Source organism: Zoogloea sp. (assembly GCF_030157465.1).
Taxonomy (GTDB): Bacteria; Pseudomonadota; Gammaproteobacteria; order Burkholderiales; family Rhodocyclaceae; genus Zoogloea.
On sequence record NZ_JAOAUU010000147.1, the window covers coordinates 67,544 to 91,801 of the forward strand.

At 64.1% G+C, this 24,258-nt stretch carries 25 protein-coding genes; 8 read left to right on the plus strand and 17 right to left on the minus strand.

Going from position 1 to position 24,258, the window contains the following annotated elements; all coding sequences use genetic code 11:
• Positions 1–69 precede the first annotated feature (69 nt).
• From ribD to Q1W26_RS18295, 5 genes are all read right to left on the minus strand, one after another.
• Entirely contained in the window at positions 70–1,158 is a 1,089-nt protein-coding gene (gene ribD, locus Q1W26_RS18275; protein WP_300443056.1) for a bifunctional diaminohydroxyphosphoribosylaminopyrimidine deaminase/5-amino-6-(5-phosphoribosylamino)uracil reductase RibD, read from the minus strand.
• Positions 1,159–1,171: 13 nt separating this feature from the next.
• Entirely contained in the window at positions 1,172–1,651 is a 480-nt protein-coding gene (gene nrdR / locus Q1W26_RS18280; protein WP_300443057.1) for a transcriptional regulator NrdR, read from the minus strand.
• 32 nt (positions 1,652–1,683) lie between these two features.
• Positions 1,684–2,934 carry a serine hydroxymethyltransferase gene (gene glyA / locus Q1W26_RS18285; protein ID WP_300443058.1) on the minus strand — a complete coding sequence of 417 codons (1,251 nt, stop codon included), beginning with the start codon at positions 2,932–2,934 and terminating at the stop codon, positions 1,684–1,686.
• Between the two features lie 118 nt (positions 2,935–3,052).
• Positions 3,053–5,092 (minus strand): Cache 3/Cache 2 fusion domain-containing protein, encoded by a 2,040-nt coding sequence (locus tag Q1W26_RS18290; protein WP_300443059.1) that lies wholly within the window; start codon positions 5,090–5,092, stop codon positions 3,053–3,055.
• 105 nt (positions 5,093–5,197) lie between these two features.
• Complete coding sequence (locus Q1W26_RS18295; RefSeq protein ID WP_300443061.1) at positions 5,198–5,836, minus strand: histidine phosphatase family protein; 639 nt, start codon at positions 5,834–5,836, stop codon at positions 5,198–5,200.
• Between the two features lie 217 nt (positions 5,837–6,053).
• Here Q1W26_RS18295 and Q1W26_RS18300 point away from each other — a divergent pair, with 217 nt between their 5' ends.
• Positions 6,054–6,644, plus strand: coding sequence for a TRAP transporter small permease subunit (locus Q1W26_RS18300; RefSeq protein WP_300443063.1), 591 nt, complete (start codon positions 6,054–6,056; stop codon positions 6,642–6,644).
• A 1-nt stretch (position 6,645) separates the two neighbouring features.
• Positions 6,646–8,142, plus strand: a complete 1,497-nt coding sequence (locus Q1W26_RS18305; protein WP_300443065.1) for a TRAP transporter large permease subunit — start codon at positions 6,646–6,648, stop codon at positions 8,140–8,142.
• A 91-nt stretch (positions 8,143–8,233) separates the two neighbouring features.
• Here Q1W26_RS18305 and Q1W26_RS18310 read toward each other — a convergent pair whose 3' ends face one another.
• The 6 genes from Q1W26_RS18310 to Q1W26_RS18335 all read right to left on the minus strand — a co-directional run bounded on the left by Q1W26_RS18310 (position 8,234) and on the right by Q1W26_RS18335 (position 13,227).
• A complete protein-coding gene (locus tag Q1W26_RS18310; RefSeq protein ID WP_300443067.1) occupies positions 8,234–9,265 on the minus strand; it encodes a GGDEF domain-containing protein in 1,032 nt (343 codons plus the stop codon).
• A 186-nt stretch (positions 9,266–9,451) separates the two neighbouring features.
• Positions 9,452–10,732 (minus strand): dihydroorotase, encoded by a 1,281-nt coding sequence (locus Q1W26_RS18315; RefSeq protein WP_300443069.1) that lies wholly within the window; start codon positions 10,730–10,732, stop codon positions 9,452–9,454.
• A 17-nt stretch (positions 10,733–10,749) separates the two neighbouring features.
• Positions 10,750–11,709, minus strand: a complete 960-nt coding sequence (locus Q1W26_RS18320; protein WP_300443071.1) for an aspartate carbamoyltransferase catalytic subunit — start codon at positions 11,707–11,709, stop codon at positions 10,750–10,752.
• Complete coding sequence (pyrR, locus tag Q1W26_RS18325) at positions 11,702–12,202, minus strand: bifunctional pyr operon transcriptional regulator/uracil phosphoribosyltransferase PyrR (protein WP_300443073.1); 501 nt, start codon at positions 12,200–12,202, stop codon at positions 11,702–11,704. Before pyrR ends, Q1W26_RS18320 begins: the two co-directional genes overlap by 8 nt.
• Complete coding sequence (ruvX, locus tag Q1W26_RS18330; RefSeq protein WP_300443075.1) at positions 12,189–12,617, minus strand: Holliday junction resolvase RuvX; 429 nt, start codon at positions 12,615–12,617, stop codon at positions 12,189–12,191. Before ruvX ends, pyrR begins: the two co-directional genes overlap by 14 nt.
• A 43-nt stretch (positions 12,618–12,660) precedes the next feature.
• Positions 12,661–13,227, minus strand: a complete 567-nt coding sequence (locus Q1W26_RS18335) for a YqgE/AlgH family protein (RefSeq protein ID WP_300443076.1) — start codon at positions 13,225–13,227, stop codon at positions 12,661–12,663.
• 117 nt (positions 13,228–13,344) lie between these two features.
• Between Q1W26_RS18335 and Q1W26_RS18340 the strand changes: the two genes are divergently transcribed.
• Entirely contained in the window at positions 13,345–14,787 is a 1,443-nt protein-coding gene (locus Q1W26_RS18340; RefSeq protein ID WP_300443078.1) for a deoxyribodipyrimidine photo-lyase, read from the plus strand.
• On the opposite strand, the gene Q1W26_RS18345 is transcribed toward Q1W26_RS18340, so the two are convergent.
• From Q1W26_RS18345 to Q1W26_RS18360, 4 genes are all read right to left on the minus strand, one after another.
• The gene (locus Q1W26_RS18345; RefSeq protein ID WP_300443080.1) at positions 14,784–15,623 is read right to left on the minus strand and encodes a class I SAM-dependent methyltransferase; all 840 of its coding nucleotides are present in this window, start codon (positions 15,621–15,623) and stop codon (positions 14,784–14,786) included. The two genes, Q1W26_RS18340 and Q1W26_RS18345, sit on opposite strands and share 4 nt — an antisense overlap.
• A 70-nt stretch (positions 15,624–15,693) precedes the next feature.
• The gene (locus tag Q1W26_RS18350) at positions 15,694–16,263 is read right to left on the minus strand and encodes a YqiA/YcfP family alpha/beta fold hydrolase (RefSeq protein ID WP_300443082.1); all 570 of its coding nucleotides are present in this window, start codon (positions 16,261–16,263) and stop codon (positions 15,694–15,696) included.
• On the minus strand, positions 16,260–17,225 hold the full coding sequence (locus Q1W26_RS18355; RefSeq protein WP_300443084.1) for a hypothetical protein: 966 nt from the start codon (positions 17,223–17,225) through the stop codon (positions 16,260–16,262). Before Q1W26_RS18355 ends, Q1W26_RS18350 begins: the two co-directional genes overlap by 4 nt.
• Complete coding sequence (locus tag Q1W26_RS18360; protein WP_300443085.1) at positions 17,210–18,034, minus strand: undecaprenyl-diphosphate phosphatase; 825 nt, start codon at positions 18,032–18,034, stop codon at positions 17,210–17,212. Before Q1W26_RS18360 ends, Q1W26_RS18355 begins: the two co-directional genes overlap by 16 nt.
• 166 nt (positions 18,035–18,200) lie before the next feature.
• Here Q1W26_RS18360 and Q1W26_RS18365 point away from each other — a divergent pair, with 166 nt between their 5' ends.
• Positions 18,201–19,424 (plus strand): HD-GYP domain-containing protein, encoded by a 1,224-nt coding sequence (locus Q1W26_RS18365; RefSeq protein WP_300443087.1) that lies wholly within the window; start codon positions 18,201–18,203, stop codon positions 19,422–19,424.
• Positions 19,425–19,429: 5 nt separating this feature from the next.
• Here the strand turns inward: Q1W26_RS18365 and Q1W26_RS18370 are convergent, their stop codons facing one another.
• Entirely contained in the window at positions 19,430–19,669 is a 240-nt protein-coding gene (locus tag Q1W26_RS18370; RefSeq protein WP_300443088.1) for a DUF2789 domain-containing protein, read from the minus strand.
• Between the two features lie 136 nt (positions 19,670–19,805).
• On the opposite strand from Q1W26_RS18370, the gene Q1W26_RS18375 reads away from it, so the two are divergent.
• Positions 19,806–20,372 carry a DUF3365 domain-containing protein gene (locus tag Q1W26_RS18375; RefSeq protein WP_300443089.1) on the plus strand — a complete coding sequence of 189 codons (567 nt, stop codon included), beginning with the start codon at positions 19,806–19,808 and terminating at the stop codon, positions 20,370–20,372.
• A 94-nt stretch (positions 20,373–20,466) separates the two neighbouring features.
• Here Q1W26_RS18375 and Q1W26_RS18380 read toward each other — a convergent pair whose 3' ends face one another.
• Entirely contained in the window at positions 20,467–21,255 is a 789-nt protein-coding gene (locus tag Q1W26_RS18380) for a MipA/OmpV family protein (RefSeq protein ID WP_300443091.1), read from the minus strand.
• Positions 21,256–21,512: 257 nt separating this feature from the next.
• Here Q1W26_RS18380 and Q1W26_RS18385 point away from each other — a divergent pair, with 257 nt between their 5' ends.
• Genes Q1W26_RS18385 through Q1W26_RS18395 form a run of 3 tightly spaced genes read left to right on the plus strand, consistent with a single transcriptional unit; the run spans position 21,513 to position 24,234 of the window.
• Positions 21,513–22,166 carry a cytochrome b/b6 domain-containing protein gene (locus Q1W26_RS18385; protein WP_300443092.1) on the plus strand — a complete coding sequence of 218 codons (654 nt, stop codon included), beginning with the start codon at positions 21,513–21,515 and terminating at the stop codon, positions 22,164–22,166.
• Positions 22,167–22,195: 29 nt separating this feature from the next.
• Complete coding sequence (locus tag Q1W26_RS18390; RefSeq protein WP_300443093.1) at positions 22,196–22,861, plus strand: response regulator; 666 nt, start codon at positions 22,196–22,198, stop codon at positions 22,859–22,861.
• A complete protein-coding gene (locus tag Q1W26_RS18395; RefSeq protein ID WP_300443095.1) occupies positions 22,858–24,234 on the plus strand; it encodes an ATP-binding protein in 1,377 nt (458 codons plus the stop codon). Before Q1W26_RS18390 ends, Q1W26_RS18395 begins: the two co-directional genes overlap by 4 nt.
• Positions 24,235–24,258: the final 24 nt, after the last annotated feature.

The window sequence follows — 24,258 nt, forward strand, 5'->3', positions numbered from 1 at the left end:
GCCGGCCCGACGTTGACCCCCTCGACTGATCTTTGTCAAAGGTTTGCAATTAAACCAATCAGGCAGGGTTCAGGCTGGGCGGGCGATGATGCGCAGGTCGCGTCCGACCTGGCGGACGTCGTGAAAGTTGAGCTGGCGTTTGTCGTCCAGGCTGCTGAGGGCGGGGAGATTGAAGAGGCCACGGGCTGTGTCGCCGACGAGGGCGGGAGCGAGGTAGAGGATCAATTCATCCACGCAGCCTTCGCGCAGCAGCGAGCCATTGAGCTTGAAGCCACTCTCGGCGAGGACTTCGTTGATGCCACGCCGACCGAGTTCGAGCAGCAGGGCGGACAGATCGACCTTGCCGTTGGTGTTGGGGAGGATCACCACGTCGGCGCCGCGGCGCTGCAGGGCGGCGATGCGTTCAGGGTTGTCGACCGCTGCGGCAATCAGCACCGGCCCGCCATCGAGCAGCCTGGCGTTGAGCGGTGTTTCGAGCCGGGCATCGACGACGATGCGCAGCGGCTGGCGTTCGGTGGGAATGGCGCGGACGTTGAGCTGAGGGTCATCGTCGCGAACGGTGCCGATGCCGGTGAGTACCGCGCAGGAGCGGGCGCGCCAGCGATGGGCGTCGCGGCGGGCGTCGTCGCCGGTGATCCACTGGGACACGCCGTTGTCGAGGGCGGTTTTGCCATCCAGCGTGGCAGCGGCCTTGAGGCGCAGCCACGGGCGGCCGCGGCTCATGCGGGAGATGAAGCCGATATTGAGTTCGCGGGCCTGGGCTTCCTGGACGCCAGCCGTAACCTCGATGCCGGCGGCCCGGAGAATGTCGAGGCCGCGTCCTGCTACCAGCGGGTTGGGGTCTTCCATTGCCGTGACGACGCGAGCGACGCCGGCTTTGACCAGCGCTTTTGCGCAAGGCGGCGTGCGGCCATGGTGGGCGCAGGGCTCGAGCGTGACATAGGCGGTGGCGCCGCGCGCTGCGTCGCCTGCCATGGTCAGCGCATGGACTTCGGCGTGGGGTTCGCCTGCGCGCACATGCCAGCCTTCGCCGACTACGCAGCCATCACGCACGATCACGCAGCCGACGCGGGGATTTGGAGTCGTCGTGAATAGCCCGCGCTCAGCCAGTTCGATGGCGCGGGACATCCACCGGTAGTCGTCTGCACTGGCGCTCATGGGAGAGGAGGCTTCAGGAAACCTTGGGGGGGCGACCGCGGGGCCGGGTGGTGACTTCGCGGATGACTTCGGAGAATTCGTCTACGTCTTCGAAGGCGCGATAGACCGAGGCAAAACGGATGTAGGCAACCTTGTCGAGCTTCTTGAGCTCGCGCATGACGAGTTCGCCGATGCGTTCGGAGGCGATTTCGCGTTCGCCCATGGAGAGGAGCTTGGCTTCGATGCGATCGACGGCTGCTTCGACGCTTTCGGCGGTGACCGGGCGTTTGCGTAGCGCCAGGCTCAGGCTGCCGAGGAGCTTGTCGCGGCTGTAGTCGGCACGACTGCCGTTTTTCTTGACCACCTGGGGCATCTTGAGGTCGATGCGCTCGTAGGTGGTGAAGCGCTTGTCGCAGGACAGGCAGCGACGGCGGCGCCGCACGATGTCACCGTCCTCGTTTTCACGGGTGTCGGTGACCTGCGTGTTGTCGGCGCCGCAGAAGGGGCAATGCATGGGCTAGTGCGCGTGTCTGCCGGTGACGGCTGTTACGCGCCGTACACCGGGAACTTGCGGCACAGCTCTGCAACCTTGGCGCGCACGTTCTCGGTGGTGGCTTCGTCGTTGGGGTTGTCGAGCACGTCGGCGATGAGGTGTGCGATGCGCTCGGCTTCGATCTCGGTGAAACCGCGGGTGGTCATGGCCGGCGAGCCGATGCGGATGCCGGACGTGACGAACGGCTTTTGCGGATCGTTCGGGATCGAGTTTTTGTTGACGGTGATGTGGGCGCGGCCGAGGGCGGCTTCGGCTTCCTTGCCGGTGATGTTCTTGGACTGGAGATCGACCAGGAAAACGTGGCTTTCGGTGCGGCCGGAGACGATTCGCAGGCCACGTTCTTCACCAAGGACACGCGCCATGACGCGGGCGTTGGCGATGACCTGTTCCTGGTAGCGCTTGAATTCGGGCTCGGCGGCTTCCTTGAAGGCGATGGCCTTGGCGGCGATGACGTGCATCAGCGGACCGCCCTGCAGACCCGGGAAGATCGCGGAGTTGAGGGCCTTTTCGTGCTCGGCCTTCATCAGGATCACGCCGCCACGGGGGCCGCGCAGGGTCTTGTGGGTGGTGGAGGTGACCACGTCGGCGTGGGGGACCGGGTTGGGGTAGTAGCCTGCCGCGATAAGGCCGGCGTAGTGGGCCATGTCGACCCAGAAGATCGCTCCGACTTCCTTGGCGATCTTGGCGAAGCGTTCCCAGTCGATGCGCAGGGCGTAGGCGGACGCGCCGGCGACGATGATGCGCGGCTTGTGTTCGCGGGCCAGCGCTTCCATCTTGTCGTAGTCGATTTCTTCCTTTTCGTTCAGACCGTAGGCCACGGCCTTGAACCACTTGCCGGACATGTTCAGGGCCATGCCGTGGGTAAGGTGGCCGCCTTCGGCGAGATTCATGCCAAGGATGGTGTCGCCCGGTTTGGCGAAGGCCATCAGCACGGCCTGGTTGGCCTGCGAGCCAGAGTTGGGCTGGACGTTGGCCGCTTCGGCGCCGAACAGGGTCTTGAGGCGGTCGATCGCGAGTTGCTCGGCGAGGTCGACGAATTCACAGCCGCCGTAATAGCGTTTGCCCGGATAACCTTCCGCGTACTTGTTGGTGAGCTGGGAGCCCTGGGCTTCCATGACAGCTGCACTGACGTAGTTTTCGGAGGCGATCAGTTCGATGTGATCTTCCTGACGGCGGTTTTCGGCCTCAATGGCCTGCCAGAGTTCAGGGTCGACTTTGGCAAGGGTATTTTGCTTGGAAAACATGGCGATCCGGGTGGGCTTGAGTCAAATAAAGAGTTTAACACGGCACTTCGGGCTTACTGAAAGCATGAAGGCCCGCCAGACCGGTAAAAGCCTGCGGACCTTGCGGGAAGGGCGGGTTTCAGATGCGGAAGTGGCTGACCTTGTCCTGCAGGTCGGCGGCGAGCTGTTCGAGGAGGGTGGCTTGGTTGTTGGTTTGCCGGGTGGCCTCGCTGTTTTGCTCGGCCATCTGGGCAATATGTTCGACACCACGGGCAACTTCCTGGCTGGCGGAGCTTTGTTCGCGGGTAGCGTCGGCAATGTCATTTACGGCGCTGGTCGTGCGGCTGCTTTCACTGTGGATTGTTTCAAGGACAGCTCCGGAGTCGGTGGCGAGCGTTACGCCGTCACGCACCTGCCCGGTCACGTCGCGGATCATCGTGACGACCCGTTCGGCTTCGCTTTGCACTTCGCTGACGGTGCTGGTGATTTCCCGCGTGGATGTGGCCGTGCGTTCGGCCAGCTTGCGTACCTCGTCCGCCACGACGGCAAAACCGCGTCCGCTCTCGCCGGCGCGTGCGGCCTCGATGGCTGCGTTGAGGGCCAGCAGGTTGGTCTGGTCGGCGATGTCGTTGATGATCTTGCCGATGTTGGAGATACGTGCCGAGCGTTCGGACAGCAGGTTGACCGCCACGCCGGCGTTGTCGATTTCGGAGGCGATGCGATTCATGCCGCTGATCATCCGGCGAACCGTGGCGCCACCGTTCTCGGCGTGATTCTGGGCCTGCTGGGTGATGTCCCGGGCGGTGGCTGCGCTGTCGGAAACGTGGGTGATGCTCACCGACAGCTCTTCGATTGCCGATGCGAGGCCGGCGGCGGCTGCGTTCTGGGTGGTGCTGCCGCTCACGATCTCGTCCGAGCCCAGGCGCACGGATTGGGCTGCTTCCCGGACAGCGGTGCTGGCTTCCTTCACGCTGCTGATCAGCATGCCGATCTGGCGGGTGGTTTTGTCGAGGGTGCGGTTCATCTGGTCGAGTTCGTTGCGGCTGTTTTCGTCGGACTCGGGGAACTGGACCGTCATGTCGCCGCCGCCGACACGTTGCATGATGTCAAGTTGCGCGCGGATCGGAGAGAGTTGCCGGCGGGTGACGAGGTAGAGAACACCGGTGATCAGGATTGCGCCGCCTATGCACAAGGTGATGAGTGTGTTGCGCAGCTGGCGGGCTTCGGTGGTGAATTCGTCGATGAAACTGCCGGTCGCAACGATCCAGCCCCAGCCCGGAGCTGTCTCGAAAACCATCATGCGTGTGCCGGTTTCAGTGCTGTCCGCACTGCGATTCCATTCGTAGATGGAGGTGCCCTGTTTTTGCCGAACCTGCTCTTCCGAGATGCTTACGATTCGTGGATTGCTGATTTCGCCGAGGGTTTTTCCGGCCATGGTCGGGTGGTAGATGAATTCGGACTTGGTCTGGTCCTTGTTCGGCGCCAGGATGTAGGCGTATCCGGTTTGGCCCGACTTGATATCTGACACGGCGTTGAGCAGGCGTTCCATGTCGGTCTGGATGTCGACCCTGGCGGCCAGCGCGGCAACGACCTTTCCTTTTTCATCCATGATCGGCTCGATGGCCGAGATGTAGTACTTGCCAGACCGCTTGACGACGCCGGTGTAGGGTTTGCCCGCCAGAAGCGCCGTGGTTTCCTTGCTGTCTTTGGGAATGGGCGTGCCTTCCGTGCTCTTGCCGTCCTTGTCTTTAAGAAGGGTGGCGGCACGGACGAATTCGTCACCCGAACGTACCAGCAATGCAGGGTCTGTTCCTGTTTGCTGGCGCAGGCTTTCGAGGAGTGCGATGTTGCCGTTGATGATGCGTTCGCCGCTGCGCACAACTGGAATCTGGTATTTGCCGGAGGCCGCGGTGTCGGGCCCAACATTCAGTTTGCCGAGGCTCTCCTTGACCCGGGCAAGGCTCTTGTCAGCATGGGCTACAGCATTGCCATGGCTTAGTTCGAGCAGGCGGACGATGCCCTTGACCTGGGTGTGGAGTTCATCTTGCGTTTTGGCAAGGGCTGCGGTTTCGCTGAAGTAGGTGGTGAAGCCAATCAGCGCAGCAAAAACGGCGAGCGTGACGACTGCCGCAGAGAGAACGATCTGGTAAGCAAGGGACTGGTGCTTCAGTTTGAACATGACGGAACTCCGACCGGTACCACCTTGGCAGGCGGGATACCGGTTGTTTAAACGGTCGAAGTCCGGATAGCTTTAAGTTTTATTGTTTTGTTGGGTGTGACGTTTTCAGGCGTTTGGCAGTTCGTCCAGGGTTTTGTCGAGATGGCGTTGCTCTGCCCATGCGATAAGCGACCAGGTTTCACCATTCCAGCCAATCCAGTTGAGGGCGGCGTTGGGAATGGTGAAATCGCGAGGGGCCTGGAGATGCTTGCCGGTGGCAAGGCGATGGGCAATGTCGAGCACGCCGCCGTGGGTTACAACCAGCACGCTGCCGCCCTGGTGCCGGCGGGCGATGTCTTCGAGGGTGGCGCGGATGCGGGCGGCGAATTCGCGCAGGTTTTCACCGCCGCCGGGGAAGGTGAATTCTGGGTCACGGTTTTCGAAGCGGTGATAGTCATGGGGAAAGCGCGCCTGCGCTTCAGCGTAGGTCAGGGCCTGGAAGGCACCGAAATTACGCTCGCGCAGGCTGGCGTCGAAGCCAGGGGCGAGGCCGCAGCAGTTTGCGATGGCTTCGGCGGTCTGGCGGGCGCGGGTAAGGTCCGAGCAGTAGGCCGCGTCGAAGCGCTCGGTGGCCAGACTGGCTGCGGTGGCGCGGGCCTGGGCCAGCCCGGTTTCATTGAGCGGGATGTCGGTGTGCCCCTGGAGGCGGCGTTCGGCGTTCCAGGCGGTTTCACCGTGGCGGACGAGGCAGATGCGGGTGGACATTGCTGCTGTGCTGTCTGAATGGAAAGTCGGGAAGTATCTCACGGACCCGCCTTGGTGCCTGTGAGAGCCACTTTGACGGGATAATACGCGGCTAAAGGCCGGTAGGCGTAATCCCTGATTGCCGGACTACCGTTCTCGCAGATAATCCGGAAGGTGGACGCACCGACGTCTTTGCCCAAAAAAAGTTCGTTATTTCATTAAAAGGGAGGTGAGGGACGTGCAAGCCCTGCTCAAGTTATCGCGCGCGATCGATGCGCTTACCGAACGCGTCGGAAAGGCTGCGATCTGGCTGGTCCTGATCGTCACCCTCATCAGTGCGATCAACGCCTTTGTGCGTTATGCCTTCAACTACAGTTCCAACGGACTTCTTGAAATCCAGTGGTACCTGTTCTCGGCAATCTTCCTGTTGTGCGCCGGCTACACGCTGCTGCGCAACGAGCACGTCCGTATCGACGTGGTGTCCTCGCATTTTTCGCCGCGCGTTCTCGCCTGGATCGACATCATCGGGACGATTTTCTTCCTGGCTCCGATGGCGTTTGCCGTGCTGTATCTCTCCTGGCCGATCTTCGTCAATTCCTACCTCAATAACGAATACTCGTCCAACGCCGGCGGCCTCATCGTCTGGCCGGTGCGCGGACTGGTGCCGGTCGGTTTTGCAATGCTGATCCTGCAGGGCCTTTCCGAGCTGATCAAGCGCTTCGCCTTTCTCAAGGGCCTGATCGACGATCCGAACGCCAAGCCACACACACCGTCAGCTGAAGAAGAACTGGCCAAGGCCATCAAGAAACAGCGCGGGGAGGCCGTCTAAAATGGAATTCATTGCTGCCAACATGGCACCCCTGATGTTCGGGTCGCTGGTTGTTTTCATGCTGTTCGGCTACCCGGTGGCGTTTGCCCTGGCGGCCAACGGCGTGGTCTTCGGTCTGATTGGCATCGAGCTTGGCCTTCTTACGCCGGCCCTGTTCCAGGCCCTGCCCGACCGTATTTTCGGTGTCATGTCGAACGACACCCTGCTCGCAATCCCGTTCTTCACCTTCATGGGCCTGATTCTCGAACGATCAGGGATGGCCGAAGATCTGCTCGATACCATCGGCCAGCTCTTTGGCCCGGTGCGCGGCGGCCTGGCGTTTGCGGTGATTTTTGTCGGCGCAATCCTGGCCGCGACCACCGGCGTGGTGGCCGCTTCGGTCATCTCGATGGGCCTTATCTCGCTGCCCATCATGATGCGATATGGCTACGATCAGCGTATCGCCACCGGTGTCATCGCCGCTTCCGGAACCCTGGCGCAGATCATTCCGCCGTCTCTCGTGCTGATCATCATGGCCGACCAGCTGGGGCGGTCGGTGGGGGACATGTATCAGGGCGCGCTGCTCCCGGGTCTCGTGCTGACCTGCCTGTATGTCGGTTACGTGGCGCTGGTTGCTGTGTTCAAGCCCCAGTATGTGCCAGCCCTGCCGCCCGAGGCCCGCACGCTGCGCGGCGCCAAGCTTTTCCTGCGTGTGCTGACGACCCTTTTGCCGCCGTTGTTGTTGATCTTCCTGGTGCTCGGCACGATTTTCCTGGGTATCGCAACACCGACCGAGGGCGGTGCGATGGGGGCTTTCGGCGCATTGGTGCTGGCGGTTGCCCGCAAGCGCCTGAACGTCAAGTTGCTCAAGCAGGCGATGGAAAGCACGGCCAGACTCACCACTTTCGTGGTCTTCATCCTGGTGGGTGCGCGGGTCTTCTCGCTGACCTTCTACGGGGTTGAAGGCCATCTGTGGGTGGAGCACCTGCTCGCAGGCCTTCCCGGTGGCCAGCTCGGCTTCCTGATCGTGGTGAACATCCTGATCTTCCTGCTGGCCTTCTTTCTCGACTTCTTCGAGTTGTCCTTCATCGTGGTGCCGCTGCTTGCACCGGTTGCCGAGAAGCTTGGCATCGACCTGATCTGGTTTGGCGTGCTGCTCGGGGTAAACATGCAGACCTCGTTCATGCACCCGCCCTTTGGTTTTGCGCTGTTCTACCTGCGTTCGGTGGCGCCGCCAACGGTCAAGACGACCCAGATCTACTGGGGCGCGGTGCCCTTCGTGATCATCCAGATCATCATGGTCGCGATCATCATCGTCTTTCCGCAATTGGTGACGATGGGGCTGGACAAGCAGGAAGTGATCGATACCGACAAGGTCGAGATCGTGGTTCCGGATAGCGAAATGCCGGACGATTCCGCTGTGCAGTTTGACAATGAACCGAAAGACGGCACGGCTCCACCTGCCGAGGATGATCCAGCCAAGGCTCTGGAGAAGGCGCTGCAGGACGACAAGAAGTAAGAGCTCGTCAGGTCGTCAAGAATGAAAAAGCCCGAAACATGCGTTTCGGGCTTTTTCATTTTGAGCGGAGGATGCTGACGGCAGTGTGCCCTCAGGCCTGACAAACCTGGTTGCGGCCGTTGTTCTTGGCCTTGTAGAGCGCGGCGTCGGTACGGGCCACCAGGGCTTCCGCCGTCTCCCCGGAATTGCGGCTGGCGATGCCGATGGAGGCGGTGATGTTTGTGAGGCGTTCCCCGTTGCGACTGTCCTTGAGTACCAGCCGTTCGATAGAAATTCGTAGGGCCTCGGCCAGCTTCATGGCCTGCGCGGCTGTTCCGCCGCAGAAAATCAGTGCGAACTCTTCGCCGCCATAGCGATAGACCGAAACGCCGAGCCGGCTTGTCGCGTTGAGTTGCTTTCCGACAAGGCTCAGCACCCGGTCTCCGACCTGGTGGCCGAAGCGATCGTTGAATTGCTTGAAGTGATCGATATCGAGCAGACCGAGGTGGATGGCGGGGCCCCGGTCGCCGTGGCCGATGAACTGGTTTAGTTCGACGTCGAAGGCGCGACGGTTGAATACGCCGGTCAACTCGTCGTTCATTGCATCCTGGCGCAGGGTTTCGAGTTCGCCGCGGAGGCGCCGGATTTCGTCGTTGGCGGACGCCAGGCGCTGCTCGAAGCGCGAGGTGTTCTCCTGCATTGCGGTGGAGCCCTGAAGCAGCTTGTCGAGGGTTCCGAACATGTCGTCAATACTGGCCATGCCGGTGCTCGGCGTGCGCAGGTCGCGGTTGCATTCGTCGAGCAGGGTGGAAAAGGAGCGCGTATCCGCGATGGTCGCGTGCAGATCCTTGTCGATGCTGTGCACCATCTCTTCGAGATTGTTCTTTACGCGGCTCAACGTGGCTTCGTAGTTCCCGGCGGGAGATACATGTTCGCGAAACAGGCCTTCCGCCGACGTCAGCGGGATCGTTCCGTAGGCGGCGACGATTTCGTCGATGCGCAGGTTGAGGCTCGGATCCTCGTTTGAAACGTAGGAGTACCACAGTGCGTAGTTGAGCGGTGTAACCGGAATGCCGTGCTTCACCATGATGGGCACGGCCTTGCGGAGTCGTTCCGCAGCTTGCTCGACTGAACCGCTGATCACTCTGTTCCTCCTGTCGGGGCAGGAGCGGGGCCCCTGCGAAGTATTTCCGGGCTGACGGATCTCTTGCGGCTGCAAAAAAGTCAGTCGATGGCTTATCGGCATCAGCGCACAAAACTTCATGACACATGATAAAAAACGGCGCCTCGAGGGCGCCGTCGGGCGAGGCAGCGGCGGGCTGCCAGCGCGTCAGTGTGCTTCGTACATCAGCGTGCCTTCGACCAGCGTGTAGCGAACCTTGCCCGGCAGTTCGAGGCCCAGGAAGGGCGTGTTCTTGCCCTGGCTCCTGAGCATGCTGCGGTCGATGAGCTGGTGAGTATCCGGGTCGAAGATACAGACGTCGGCACGGGCGCCGACCGACAGGTGACCACCCTTGGCGATGCCGGCGATCTTCGCGGCCTCGGAGGTGATGCGGGAGAGTGCGTCGAGGAGTGGCAGATTGTGTTCGGCAGCCCACTTAAGGGTGAGCGGCAACAGGAGTTCGAGGCCGGTGGTGCCGGGCTCGGATTCGCTGAACGGGGCCTGCTTGGCGTCGTCGTCCACCGGTGTGTGGTCGGAGCAGATGGCGTTGATGCGCCCGTCGGCCAGCCCCTTCGACAGCGCGATGCGGTCGCGCTGGCTGCGCAGCGGCGGCACCACGTGGCAGTGGGGGTTGAAGTAGCCGATGTCCATGTCGCACAGGTGCAGGTGGTGGGCGGCCACGTCACAGGTGACATCGACGCCATCCTGGCGGGCGCGCTCGATGAGATCGAGGCTCTCGCCACACGACACCCGGGTGATGTGCAGGCGCGCGCCAGTCTGTCTGGCCAGGCGCAGGTAGGTGTAGAGGGCGACGATTTCGGCGCTGGCCGGAATGCCGGGCAGGCCGAGGCGGGAGGCGACTTCGCCGTCGTGGGCAACGCCACCGCGGGCGAGGTAGGGGTCGAGGGGCTGCAGCCAGATGCGGAAGCCGAAGGTGGCGGCGTACTGCATGGCGCGGCCGAGGACGCGGGTGTCGAGGATGGGCGTATTGGCCTGGCTGAAGGCCACGCAACCAGCTTCGACGAGCTCGGCCATTTCGGAGAGCTGTTCACCCTTCAGGCCGATGGTGAGGGCGCCGACCGGGTAGATGTGGGCGCGGTTGAGCTTCTTGGCCCGGTAGCAGAGCATTTCGACGAGGCCGGGTTCGTCCAGCACCGGATCGGTGTCCGGCGGAATGGCCAGGCTGGTGACGCCGCCGGCCATGGCTGCATCGAGTTCGGATTCGAGGGTGGCCCGGTATTCGAAGCCGGGTTCGCGCAGGCGGGCGGCCAGGTCGATGAGGCCGGGCGCGACGACGAGCTTGCTGGCATCGATGGTGTGGGCGGCTTTGAAGCCGTCCGGGGCAGTGCCGACGCCGACGATCTTGCCATCGGCGATGAAGATGTCCTGCCTGGCGTCGATGCGATTGGCCGGGTCGATGAGGCGGCCGTTACTGATGTGGATGTTCATTGTGGAAGACCTGTCTTTCAGTGACTGCCCAGCATGCTCATGACAGCCATGCGCACGGCGATGCCGAAGGTGACCTGCGGGAGGATCACGGCCTGGTTGCCGTCGGCCACGGCGGAATCGATTTCGACGCCGCGGTTCATCGGGCCGGGGTGCATCACGATGGCGTCGGGCTTGGCGAGGGCGAGTTTTTCGGCCGTGAGGCCCCAGACCTTGAAGAACTCCTGGGGGCTGGGCAGCAGCGCACCGTTCATGCGCTCGTTTTGCAGACGCAGCATCATCACCACGTCTACATCCTTGAGGCCTTCTTCCATCGTCGCACAGTAGCGCACGCCCATTTTTTCGACCTCGGTGGGCATGAGGGTGCGGGGGCCGATGACGCGTACTTCGGGCACGCCGAGGGTGGTCAGCGCCGCGATCTGCGAGCGGGCCACGCGGGAGTGCAGCACGTCGCCGACGATGGCGACGGTGAGGTTGTGGAACTCTTTTTTGTAGTGCCGGATGGTGTACATGTCCAGCAGCCCCTGGGTGGGGTGGGCATGACGGCCATCGCCGGCATTGACGACGTGGATGTGGTCGCGGCCGGTGTTCTGCAGGTGCTGGGCGATCAGGTGCGGGGCGCCGCTGGATTCGTGGCGCACGACGAACATGTCGGCCTGCATCGCGCAGAGGTTGTCCACCGTGTCGAGCAGGGTTTCGCCCTTTTTGGTGGACGAGGTGGACACGTTGAGGTTGATGACATCGGCCGACAGACGCTTGGCGGCGATCTCGAAGGTGGTGCGGGTGCGGGTGCTGTTCTCGAAGAACAGGTTGAACACGCTCTTGCCACGCAAGAGCGGCAGCTTCTTGACCTCGCGCTCGGCCATCTCGGTGAAGGGCGCGGCGGTGTCGAGGATTTGCGTGATGATGCTGCGCGGAAGGCCGTCGAGGGTGAGCAGGTGTTGCAGCTCGCCGTTCTTGTTGAGTTGGGGATTACGCATGGATCAGCCTCATGGTGAGGGCGCCGGAGTCGTCGCGCTCGAGTTGGAGGTTTTGCCCGGCGGGCATGGGTTCGGGCAGGGTGAGAGCGCAGAAGCGGGCCGAGATGGGCAGCTCGCGCCCGCCGCGGTCGATGAGCACGGCCAGGTCGACCTGTGCCGGGCGGCCGTAGTCGAAGAGCTCGTTGAGGGCTGCACGGGTGGTGCGGCCGGTGTAGAGCACATCGTCAACGATGACAATGTGGGCGCCTTCGACGTCGAAGGGAATCTTCGAGCCCCGGGGCTGCTGGTGCAGGCCCTTGGCGGCGTAGTCGTCCCGGTAGAAGCTGACGTCGATGCTGCCCAGCGGCAGGCTCAGGCCGAGCAGCGCGTGCAGGCGGTCGGCCAGCCACACGCCGCCGGTGTGAATGCCGACCAGTGCGGTGTTGGCGGTGACGTGGGGACGCATTGCGGCGGCCAGGTTGGCAATGAGCTGTTCGGCGTCAGGGAGCTGCATGTCTGGTGCTTTCAAGGTGCTGATTCAGGATGATCTGGGCCGCTGCGGAGTCGAGCCGCGGCTTTTGCTTGCGCCAGCCGTGGTGGCCGGCTTCGCTGAGGCGCTCCTCGGCTTCGGCGGATGAAAGGCGTTCGTCCACCAGGCTGACCGGGAGGCCGTAGCGGCCGTGGAGCTGGTTGGCAAAGCGGCGGCAGCGCACGGTCATGGCGTGCTCGGTGCCGTCCATGTGGGTGGGCAGGCCCACCACCAGCCCGGAGGGCTTCCACTCGGCGAGTAGTTTTTCGATGGCGGCAAAGCGCGCGGCGTTGGCTTCTTCGGCGATCACGGCGAGCGGATGGGCGTGGCCCGTTTCCGTTTCGCCAACCGCCACGCCGATACGGGCGAGGCCGAAGTCGAAGGCGAGCAGGGTGCTCATTGCGGCTTCGCGCGGGAAGCGTCGCCTTTGCGGTTCTGCATGCTCACGCGTGACCGGCGACGTCGGAAAGCTTGGCGAAGTCGATGCCCAGCAATTGCATGGCTGCGGCAAGGCGTTCTTCGGGCGGCAGGTCGAAAACGATGGAAAGATCGGCCGGCACGGTGAGCCAGGCGTTCTGGGCCAGTTCGTGTTCGAGCTGGCCGGCAGACCAGCCGGCATAGCCAAGGGCGACCAGCACTTCGGCAGGCTGGCCGTCGGTGGCCAGGGACTGCAGCACGTCGCGCGAACTGGTGAGGCCTACGGTGTCGCTGACCTTGAGTGTCGAATGCCAGGCGCCGCCCGGACGATGCAGCACGAAACCCCGGTCGGCCTGCACCGGGCCGCCGAAATACACGGGCAGATTGGCAAAATCGGGCTGCTCCAGGGGGATGTCGATGCGCTCGAAAAGGGTGGCGAGGCGCATGTCTGTCGGCCGGTTCACGATGACGCCCATCGCACCGTTTTCGTTGTGCTCGGCGATGTAGGTGAGCGTGCGCGTGAAGTTCGGATCGGCCATGGCGGGCATGGCGATCAGGAAGTGGTCAGTGAGGTTGATCGTTGGTGTAGTCACGGGCGTTATTTTAAGCCGAGGTCCGGGGATTGTAGCGGCAAGTTTTCGGGCATGCTTGCGTCCCTTCATTGAAAACATCCAGCGTCCTTGTTGGCGCCGCGTCAGGGTTCGTCATTCATGTCATCTGCTCTTGTCTGGTTTCGTCGCGACCTGCGTGACTTCGATCATGCGGCGCTTTACCACGCCCTCAAACACCACCGGAAGGTGTTTTGCGCCTTCGTTTTTGACACCGTGATTCTCGACGCGTTGCCGCAACGGGCCGACCGGCGGGTGGAGTTCATCCACGCCAGCGTGGTCGAACTGGACGGCGCGCTGCGGGCACGAGGCGGCGGGTTGATCGTGCGTCACGGCCCGGCTGCAGAAGTGATTCCGGCGCTGGCGGCCGCGCTGGGTGTGACGGCGGTTCTGGCCAACCGGGATTACGAGCCGGCGGCCATCGCCCGCGATGGTGACGTGGCCGAGCGGCTGCGGGTACTTGGAGTCGGCTTTGAGACTTTCAAGGACCAGGTGATCTTTGAAAAGAGCGAGGTGCTGACCCAGGGCAATTCGCCGTTCTCGGTCTTCACGCCCTACAAACGGGCCTGGCTGAAGACGCTGACGGATTTTCACCTCAAGGCCTACCCGGTCGAAAAGTACGCGGCCAGCCTGGCGCCGCTGCCGGACGGCGAGACACTGCCAAGCCTCGCCGATATCGGTTTCGAGCCGACCAATCTCGTCGAGCTGGGCATCCAGCCGGGCATGAGCGGCGGGCGCAAGCTGTTTGACGATTTCCTCAAGCGCATCGGGCGCTACAAGGCGAAGCGGGATTTCCCGGCCGTCAAGGGCGTCTCCTACCTGTCGGTGCATCTGCGCTTCGGCACCGTGTCGATCCGCGAGCTGGCGCGGGCGGCGCACGGAATTGGGGGGGAGGGGGCCGAGACGTGGTTGTCGGAACTGGTGTGGCGGGATTTTTACTTCCAGATCTTGTGGCACCACCCCCGGGTGATCGGCGCCTGCTTCAAGCCGGAATACGACCGGGTGCAGTGGGACGACGCGCCGGCGTTGTTTGCCGCCTGGTGCGAGGCGCGCACTGGCTACCCCATCGTGGATGCGGCGATGCGCCAGATCAACCACAGTGGCTTCATGCACAACCGTCTGCGGATGATCGTTGCGTCTTTTTTGACCAAGGATCTGGGCATTGACTGGCGGCTGGGCGAAAAATATTTCGCCGACCAGCTCAACGATTTTGATCTCTCGGCCAACAACGGTGGCTGGCAGTGGGCGGCGTCCACGGGCTGCGATGCGCAGCCGTATTTCCGGATTTTCAATCCGGTGACCCAGTCGGAAAAGTTCGATCCGGACGGCAGCTTTATCCGCAAATACCTGCCCGAGCTGGCCCAGGTGCCGAACAAGTTCATTCACGCCCCATGGACCCTGCCGCCCATCGACCAGAAGCTGGCCGGCTGCGTGATCGGAACCGATTACCCGGCGCCGGTGGTGGATCACGCCAAGGCCCGGGAGCGCACCCTGGCCCGCTTTGGCGTGGTGAAGGGCGCGGCCGGAAACGAAGACGAAACTTAACGCCGGGCGCTGGCGATGAGCACCGTGCTTTCAACGGTGTAAGCGTCTCCGTCCCGGTGGGCCGCCAGTTCGGTGGCGACTTCAGCACGCAGCCGGGTCTGGATGTTTTCGGGCAGGCGGGCCAGGGATTCGGCGGCACCGCCGGCCAGATCCAGGAAGGCCTGCCAGTAGTCGTCGGCACAGGCGAAGCGGCAGCTGAAGGTGTGCGGTGCAATGCTTATGTCGCAAAAGCCCGCGGCGGCGAGCAACGCAGCCAGCTCATCCGCATCGCCGAGGCGAAAGACTGACGGACGCGGCACCTTCGGCGCCGGCAGCAGGCGCGCAATGCAGTCCTGGGCGCGGGCGATCAGGGGAACGGCTTCCCGTGGGCCCCACACCGACAGGGCGATCCGCCCGTCCGGGCGCAGCACGCGGCGGAGTTCGGCCAGGGCTTTTTCCGGCTGGGGAAAGATGAACAGCCCGAGGCCGATCAGGGCCACATCGAAACAGGCGTCGCGAAATGCCAGGTGTTCCGCATCGCAGGCGGCGGCGAGGAGATCCGGCAGGCCCTCGGCCGCAGCCCGGCGCAGGCCTTCGGTGAGCATGCCTTCGGCGATGTCACTGGCCAGCACCTGTCCGTCGGGCAAAACCCGGCGAGCCGCCTCGCGGGCCAAGAGGCCCGGGCCGGCAGCCAGGTCAAGCACGTGCTGGCCGGGCTTTAGCGCGGCGGCGTCGAGCAGGGCCTGCTGAAGGCCGGCGCGGATTGGCGCGCCGTCGGCATAGCGGGCGGCGATGCGATTGAAGCCGGCACGTTCAAGCGCCTTGAAGCGGCGGGCGTCGAAACCGGGTGAGGTCATAGGGGCACGCCTGGTGCTGCGCGGCTTGCTGCCGGCCGAGTGGCTGTGTGTTTTGGGTGGCTCTGCGGATTCATTCGAGCAGCCCCGCAAAGTGCAGGATCGGATCGAGGTAGTCGTCCCATCGGGTGAAACTGTGGTCGCCGCCTTCGAGCACGGTTTGCCGGGCGCCGGCGTAGCGTTCGACGGCCTGGCGGTAGTCGAGCACTTCATCGCCGGTTTCAACCATCAGCCAGTAGCGCTCGGGCTGGGTGATGGCCGGCGGTTCGATGGCGCGGATTTCGTCGATGTGGGCAGCGGTGAATTCGAAGGGCTCGTCGCTGTACATGTGGGTTTGCGTGCCTATGTAAGACGACAGCGACAGCGGCGCGAGCACTGCCGGGTTGACCAGCACGGCCTTGAGCCCGTGCCTTTCGGCCAGACAGGTTGCGTAGAAGCCGCCCAGCGAGCTGCCGACAAGGGTGGGCGCGGTGCCGCAGCGGGCAATCTGCGCATCGGCCAGCGCGATGGCTTCGAAGGCGGAAACCGGCAGCTGTTCGCACCAGAATTCGTCGCCGAGGCCGAGCGCGTCCATGCGAGCCTTGAGGCTGCGGGATTTCCAGCTTTGCGGGCCGGAGCGGAAGCCGTGAAGGTAGATGATCATTTGTGTTCGAAGCGGTCGTCGGGCCGCAGGCGGGCAGGAAAATCGGTGGTGAGCCAGCGCCGTGCCGTGGCGTCGGAGCCCAGGTGGGCGAGCCAGAAAGCCGTGCTGGCGGCGAGCAGATGCGGGCGAAAGGCGGCCGGTTGACGGCGGGCCTGGAACACGATGCGCTCGGTGTCGCTGGCTTCGCCGGCAAAATCCAGGTGGTTGCCGCCCGCAAAGACGAGGAGGTATTTGCCGTCGTCGGCCGGCATGTGGCGAAAGGGCAGCTCGCGGTTGGTCGCGCTGATGTCGGAGATTCCCATGCCGTCGTCGCGGCTGCCGGTGATGCCGAAAAAGGGCAGGCGGATGTGGCCGAAGCGCTGGTCGAGGCCGGGGGCCGAATCGGCATGGCGGGCCGAGGGGCTGAGGGCGAGCGCGGCACGCAGGCGTGGGTCGGGATCGATGGCGGGCTGGGTCGGACGGCGCTCGCCGGCGATGAGTTGCACGGTAACGGCCCCGAACGAATGCCCGGCAATGCCGATGGCGGTGGCGGCGTTGATGGCGTCCGGCAGCGCCGGATCATGGCCGATGCGGCCGAGGACGAAGCGCAAGTCGTCGGCGCGCCGGGTGAGTTCTTCGGGGATCATTGCGGCCTTGAAGGCGCGACGCAGGGCCAGCGGGGAGTTGTTGCGCAGGATGCTGTCATCCGAGCCCGGGTGCTGCAGCGCCAGCGCCAGGAAGCCGTGGCTGGCCCAGTGCATGAGCCACGCGGTGCCGCTTTCGCAGGAGCCGCCGAGGCCGTGGGAAAACACGATCAGGCCATGGGGCCGGGGCTGCTCGGGCAGGTAGAGCTTGACCGGCAGCGTGCGCGCGCGCCGGGTGTCGTGGAGACGGGTGAGCTGTGTGCTTACCGGCCAGGGGCCAGTGACCCCTGGCTCGGGCTGCGATCCGCCCTGGATTGCCGGGCTTAGTGAACCGCCCATTCCACCAGACCGAAGTGCCAGGTCAGCAGCACCACGATGCCGAAGACGATGCGATACCAGGCGAAGGGCACGAAGTCGTGGCTGGAGATGTAGCGCAGCAGCCAGCGCACGCACAGGAAGGCGGACACGAAGGCCGAGATGAAGCCGACCACCCACATGCCGATGTCGTCGGCGTTGAGGAGGGCGCGCTCCTTGTAGATCTGATAGACCGTGGCTACGCCGAGGGTCGGGATGGCCAGGAAGAAGGAGAACTCGGTCGCCGCCTTGCGTGACAGCCCGAACAGCATGCCGCCGATGATCGTCGAGCCCGAGCGGGAGGTGCCGGGGATCAGCGCGAAAGCCTGGGCAATGCCCATCTTGAGGGCGTCCATCGGACCCATCTCATCGACGGTTTCGATGCGGATGCGGTGGTCCTTGCGTTCGGCCCACAAAATGACGAAGGCACCGATGATGAAGGCGGCAGCCACCGGGACAGGGGCGAACAGGTTGGCCTTGATGGCCTTGCCGAAGGCGAGCCCGAGCACCGCCAGCGGCAGGAAGGCGATGAACAGATTGAGCACCAGCCGGTTGGCTTCTCGCTGGCGACCGAGGCCGGCGAAAGTGCTGCGGATGCGCTCGCGGAACTCCCACACCACGGCGAGGATGGCACCGGACTGGATGACGATTTCGAAGAGCTTGCCCCGGTCGTCGTTGAAGTTCAGCAGGTCGCCGGCAAGGATCAGGTGGCCGGTGCTGGAGATGGGCAGGAATTCGGTCAGGCCTTCGACCACGCCGAGAATCAGCGCCTTGAGGAGCAGGATGATGTCCATGAACGATTAAGTAGTTGACGCAAAAAGAGGCCGCATTATAGCCGTTGTATATTTGCAGGCCGGTTGCAGGGGGCAGGCAATCTGTCACGAACAGATGTTCAAGCGGTGCGGCGAGCTGCCGTTAAAGCCGAAGTACATAAAAATATAATTCGCCCAAGCCCTTACTATGCTCAAGAAAATCCCGGTTTCCCGGCTCAAGCCGGGCATGTTTGTTCATGAACTTTGCGGCGACTGGATGTCGCACCCTTTCTGGCGTGCGAAGTTCAAGCTGACCGGAGGCGACGATCTGCGCCGTATCGTCGAATCCGGCATCCAGCATGTGTATATCGACACCGACCGTGGTCTCGATGACCAGGAGGCAGTGGCTGCCGATGTGGTTCAGGCGGCGGTCGAGCAGGAAATCGTCGCCGCGATGAGCGCGCCGGATGACAAGCTGGTGCGGGTTTCAGTGCGCGAGGAAATGGCCCGCGCCCGCAAGGTGCATGAGCAGGCCCACAAGGTTGTGCGCTCGATGATGGGCGATGTGCGACTCGGCAAGGCGGTGTCGCTGGAGGATGCCGAGCCGGTGGTCGAGGCGATCACTTCGTCGGTACTGCGCAACAGCAACGCGCTGATGGGGCTGATCGGCATCAAGAACAAGGACGACTACACCTTCCTGCACTCGGTCAGCGTATGTACGCTGATGATCGCTTTCGGCCGCTCCCTCGGGCTTGCCGGCGAAGAGTTGCGCCAGGGGGGCATCGGGGGTCTTTTGCACGATATCGGCAAGATGAAGGTGCCGGACGAAGTGCTCAACAAGCCCGGCCGGCTGACCGATGCAGAGTTCGATCTGATCAAGAAGCATCCCGGCGACGGCCACGCCGTGCTGCTCGAAACCGCAGGCATCGGCGCCGTGCCACTGGACATCACCCGCCACCACCACGAACGCCTCGATGGCAGCGGCTACCCCGACCGTCTGGCCGGGGACGCCATTTCAGTGATGGCGCGGATGGCCGCCATCGTCGATGTTTACGACGCGATCACCGCCGACCGCTGCTACCACAAGGGCATGCCGGCGGCCGAGGCGCTGCGCAAGATGTGGGAGTGGAGCAGCGCCCACTTCGACCAGAAACTGCTGCAGGCCTTCATGCGCTGTGTCGGCATTTATCCGGTGGGCAGCCTGGTGCGGCTGGAGTCGGGCCGCCTGGGCGTGGTCACCGAGCAGAACGAAAGCAGCCTTTTGACGCCGCGCGTGCGGACGTTTTTCAGCACCCGATCCAACGGCTACATCAAGCCCGAACTCGTGGATCTTGGCCGCAAGCTTGGCAGTGGCGGTGGCGACCGCATCGTGTCGGCAGAGGCCCCGGACAAGTGGGGCGTTGATCCGGCGCGTTTTCTGATCGCCGAATAGCCGGTTCAGCCTTCGCGGCGCAGCAGCACGTCGAGGCCGTCGACCACCGCGCTCCAGTCGGAGTCTTCGGAAATATCGGCTTTCAGAAAGGCGGCCTGCGATGGCGTCCAGAATGGCGCGTCGGCCAGCTGCAGGTCGTGGGGCAGGGGCGCGTGCCGCTCGATGAAGGCTTCGATGGCGGCCTGCTCGCCCGGCAAGCCGAGCTGGGCGAACAGGTTGGCGAGGGTGTGGGTCTGCGATTCCATGGTGGGGCTCCCTAAGTGTGGCGCTTCGGATTGCGCATGATGTTGGTCCCGTTTTTTGCGGATTGGTTTCGCCTCCCTGTTCTCGCTGGCATGACATCCTGTATATTAGAAAACTCTGATTAAGAAAGGATCGACCATGCTTCGTCTTGCCCTGATTGCCGTTTCTCTTCTCGCCGGAGCCGCCCAGGCCCAGGATCTCGATGCCCTGAAGGTCGATACCCGCAAGAACGCCCTGCCGGTGTTGCCCAAGGTGGTTGGCATGATGCAGGAGACCGTTGCCGCCAAAGGGCCGGTCGAAGCGATTCCGGTGTGCAAGGAAAAAGCGCCCCAGCTGCTCCGGGAGCAGGCCGCCAAGACTGGCTGGGACATGCGCCGCGTCAGCCTCAAGACACGCAACCCCGAGCGTGGCACGCCCGATGTGTGGGAGGCCCGCCAGCTGGCCGACTTCAACATCCGGGCGGCTGCCGGCGAGAAGGTCGAAACCCTTGAAACTGGCGAGCTCGTCACCGAGAACGGCAAGCAGGTCTATCGCTACATCCGCGCCATTCCGGTGGGCGACGTATGCCTGAAGTGCCATGGCCCGGCGGACAAGATCGAGGCCGGCCTCAAGAGCCAGCTCGCCAGGAGCTACCCCCACGACCAGGCCTTCGGCTATGAGAAGGGGATGATCCGCGGCGCGCTGACAGTCAAGCGCCCGCTCTGAGCGCCTTCAGGGCCGGGCTACCCCGCCAGCCCCTCGTGGGGGACACGCAAACCTGGGGCGGCCCTGGCGTTCTCCTGAGCGCGTCACTCCGCGATCAGAAGCTCCACCCGTAGCCTGCATAGGCCAGCGGTTGGATGCGTGTCTCCACGATGGGGCTGTCGGCCTGGGCACCACCCAGCCGCGTGGCCATCAGCCCGAACAGCACTGAGCCGCGTTGCCCAACGGGCCAGGCGCCATTTACTCCGGCCTGCAGTTGGGTGCCCGAGCTTGCGGAATAGGTCGGCCGGTTCGCCGTGGCTTCGGCGGGCGAGACGCCGTAGTAGTAATTGTTGGCCCGCTTGTCGTTCCAGGTAATGCCGACCAGTCCGTTTACACGCAGCCCCGGGCCGCGTACCAGTGCGCGTACAAACTGCAGCTGCACGTTTTGCCCTTTGCTGGCGCCGCCCACGTCAAACCCCCACTGGGCATTGAGCGTGCCGTAATCGGTTTGCCAGCGCAGGGCAGGGCCCAGGTCCACCGAAAAGTCCCGGTCTTCCATGCCTTTGGTGCGCCCGCCGTCTTCTGCTTTCCAGCCGAAGCGGGCGTCGGCTGCCAGCCCGACGCGCAGGCGCCGGTCATCCGAATCGGCCAGCCATACGCCGGCGCGCAGCGCGTTGATGTAGAAGCGATCGGCATAGGTGGCCTGAATGATTGGCAGGACCATCGTGCGGAGATCTTCGGAGCCGGAGGTTTTGGGCATGACGCCGATGCCCAGGCCATAAAGGTTGCCGCTACGGGGAATCGCCGTTTCGGTCTGGCTATCGCTCCGGTCGGCGGCGAGGAGAGGGGGTGCAAGCAGGCTGGCGATGGCGGCCAGGATGACGCGGATGCAGGGGCGGTTCATGAAAACTCCATTGTTGGGCGCCTGATTCGGAGTGTCCCGCCTCGCATATGTTCCGTAACCGTTGCAGAAAAGTTTCGCCGCCCTGCCGGCCCGGACTCCCCGATTGAGCCAGAGGGCCCGATCAAGGCCTTGTCCGGCAAGACTGGCCAATCTCGTACGTTCTGCCATGACGATGCTTTAATGGGTTGGCAGCCTGCTTAAGGCTGCGCTAAGCCTCATCGGCGATAGTAGGTATATACGAACAGCAAGGAACCATCATGGACGCCCGCCAGCCCGAAACCCTCACCCTTGAGCGCATCAAGGTGTATGACCCGTTGCTGCGCCTCCTGCACTGGTGGAATGCGGTGGCCATCGTGATGCTCGCTGCGAGCAGCCAGATCGCCGAGTTCCTCGAGCACGGCCCGTTTGAGGATGGCGCCTGGCAGGTGCATGTGATCACCGGCTACCTGTTGGCCGGCGGCCTGGGCACACGCGTGTTGTGGGGTTTGTTCGGGCCAGCCCGCGCGCGGTGGTCCGATTTCTGGCATCTGCAGGTCTGGCTTCGCGTGCTGCGGGAGCGCCGGCTGCCGGTCGGGCACGGCTTTGGCCACGATCCGCTGGCCAGCCTGGCTTACATTGTGGCCTACGGTGTGATGGTGCTGATGGTGGCAACCGGGCTGGGACTGGCTGCGGCCCAGTTCGGCGTCGGCCCCCTGGCGCCCTGGGAGGGCGCGCTCCATGATTTCCGGCACGCCATCAAGGAACCCCACGAGGTGGGCTTTTTCGTGCTGATCGGTTTTGTCGCCGTGCATGTGGCTGCGCTGGTGTTCCATGAGCGCAGTGGGCAGCCGGTGGCGCAGAGCATGGTCAGTGGCTTCCAGTACCGTCGCCTTGCCAGGCGGGCGGCGGATGAGAATGATCGGCAGCCCTGAATTCAGGGTTCCGGGAACAAGGTAAAAAGATGCGGATTCTGCTGGTCGAGGATGATCGCCTGCTGGGCGACGGGGTGAAGGCCGGGCTGGCCGGTGCCGGTTTCGCGGTGGACTGGGTGCGCGATGGCGAGGCGGCGCTGGCGGCGCTGGCGGCGGAGAGCTTCACCGCCATCGTGCTCGACCTCGGCCTGCCCCGGCGGGATGGGCTGTCGGTGCTCTCGGCCCTGCGCGGGGCCGGCAACCCGGTGCCGGTGTTGGTGCTCACGGCCCGCGACCAGGTGGTCGACAAGGTTCGCTGCCTCGATCTCGGCGCCGACGACTACGTGGTCAAGCCCTTCGATCTCGACGAACTGGCGGCCCGCCTGCGTGCGCTGGTGCGCCGCTCCCAGGGCCGTGCCGATGCCAGTCTGCGACACGGCGATCTTGTGCTCGACCCGGCTGCCCGTAGCGCAAGCTTGAAGGGTGTGCCGGTGGCGCTCACGGGCCGCGAGTTCGACCTTTTGCGCATGCTGCTGGACGCCGCCGGCCGGGTGCTGACCCGCCGGATCCTGGACGAGCAGCTCTACGTCTGGGGCGAAGCCGTTGGCAGCAATGCGCTCGAAGTGCACATTCATCACCTGCGCCGCAAGCTCGGCAGCGAGCTGATCCGTACCGTGCGCGGGGTTGGCTACATGGTGGACGAGGCGCCCAAGTGAGCGTCGTCCGCTCGGTTTATTCCCTGCGCCGCCGGCTGGTGCTGCTGCTCATCGGGGTGGTGGCGCTGTTGTGGAGCGTGTCGGCGCTGGTGGCGTTTCGCACCGCCCATGCCGAGGCCGACGAACTTTTCGATGCGCAGCTGGTGCAGGTTGCCGAAACCCTGCTGGCCATCGTGGCGGCCAGCGAGGACGGCCATGTGGCCGACGAGATGGCCGAGCATCAGCACGCCTACCAGTTGCCGATCGCCTTTCAGGCCTGGCAGCGGGAGAAGGACGGCGGCTGGCGCCTGCTGGTGCGCTCGTCCGAAATGCCGGCGCTGCCGGCCACCGGCGGTCCCGGTTTCGACGAGCACGATCTGCACGGCGAGCTATGGCGATTCTTCACGGTCGACCACGACCACAGCGACTACCGGGTCATCGTCGGACACAACCACGGCGCCCGTTACCGCCTCGCCGGCGAGATCGCCCTGCACCTGCTGCTGCCCATTCTGATTGGCCTGCCGTTGATGGCGCTGGGCATCTGGGCCGTGGTCGGGCGGGCGCTGCGCCCGGTGGATGCAGTGGCGCGGGCTGTTAGTGGCCTCGACGCCCGGCACCTTGCACCGGTGAATGTGCCCGGCTCGCTGCCGGCCGAAATCGCACCGCTGGTGAGTTCGCTGGACGCGCTGGTCGGGCGGGTGACCGAGGTGCTCGACAACGAGCGGCGTTTCACTGCCGACGCGGCCCACGAACTGCGCACGCCGCTGGCTGCGCTCAAGATCCAGGCCCAGGTTGCGCGCCGTACCCTTGATGACAGCGTGCGCGGCCACGCCCTCGACCAGGTCTTGTCGGGCGTCGACCGCATGACGCATCTGGTCGAACAGCTCCTTACGCTGGCCCGGCTCGACCCCGATGCCGGAGCCGCAACGGCGGAAGGCGTTGCGCTGCTCGAACTGGCCGAGCTTGCCGAAGCTGTCTGCTCGGTGCTCACGCCCCAGGCCCTGCGCCGCCAGCAGACGCTGGAACTCGAGGCCGGGGCCGGCTTGCGGCTCTGTGGCAACCGCTGGTGGCTTGAAGTGATGTTGCGCAACCTCGTGGATAACGCGCTGCGCTACACGCCGGCTGGCGGCCACGTGGTCGTCAGCCTCGACGCCGGTGCACGCAGCATGCGGGTCGCCGACGACGGCCCCGGCATTGCCCGGGAGCTGCGCCAGAAAATGCTGACCCGCTTTGCCCGCGGCGCCGACCCCGAGGCCGATGGGTGCGGGCTGGGCCTCTCCATCGTCGCCCGGATCGCCGAGATCAGCGGTGCAAGCCTGAGTTTCGAGGATGGGCTGGCGCGGCCGGACGGCGGGGCAGGGCTGGCCGTCGTGGTGCGCTTTCCTGAAGCGTGAAAATTGTTGTTGGGACTGAAACAA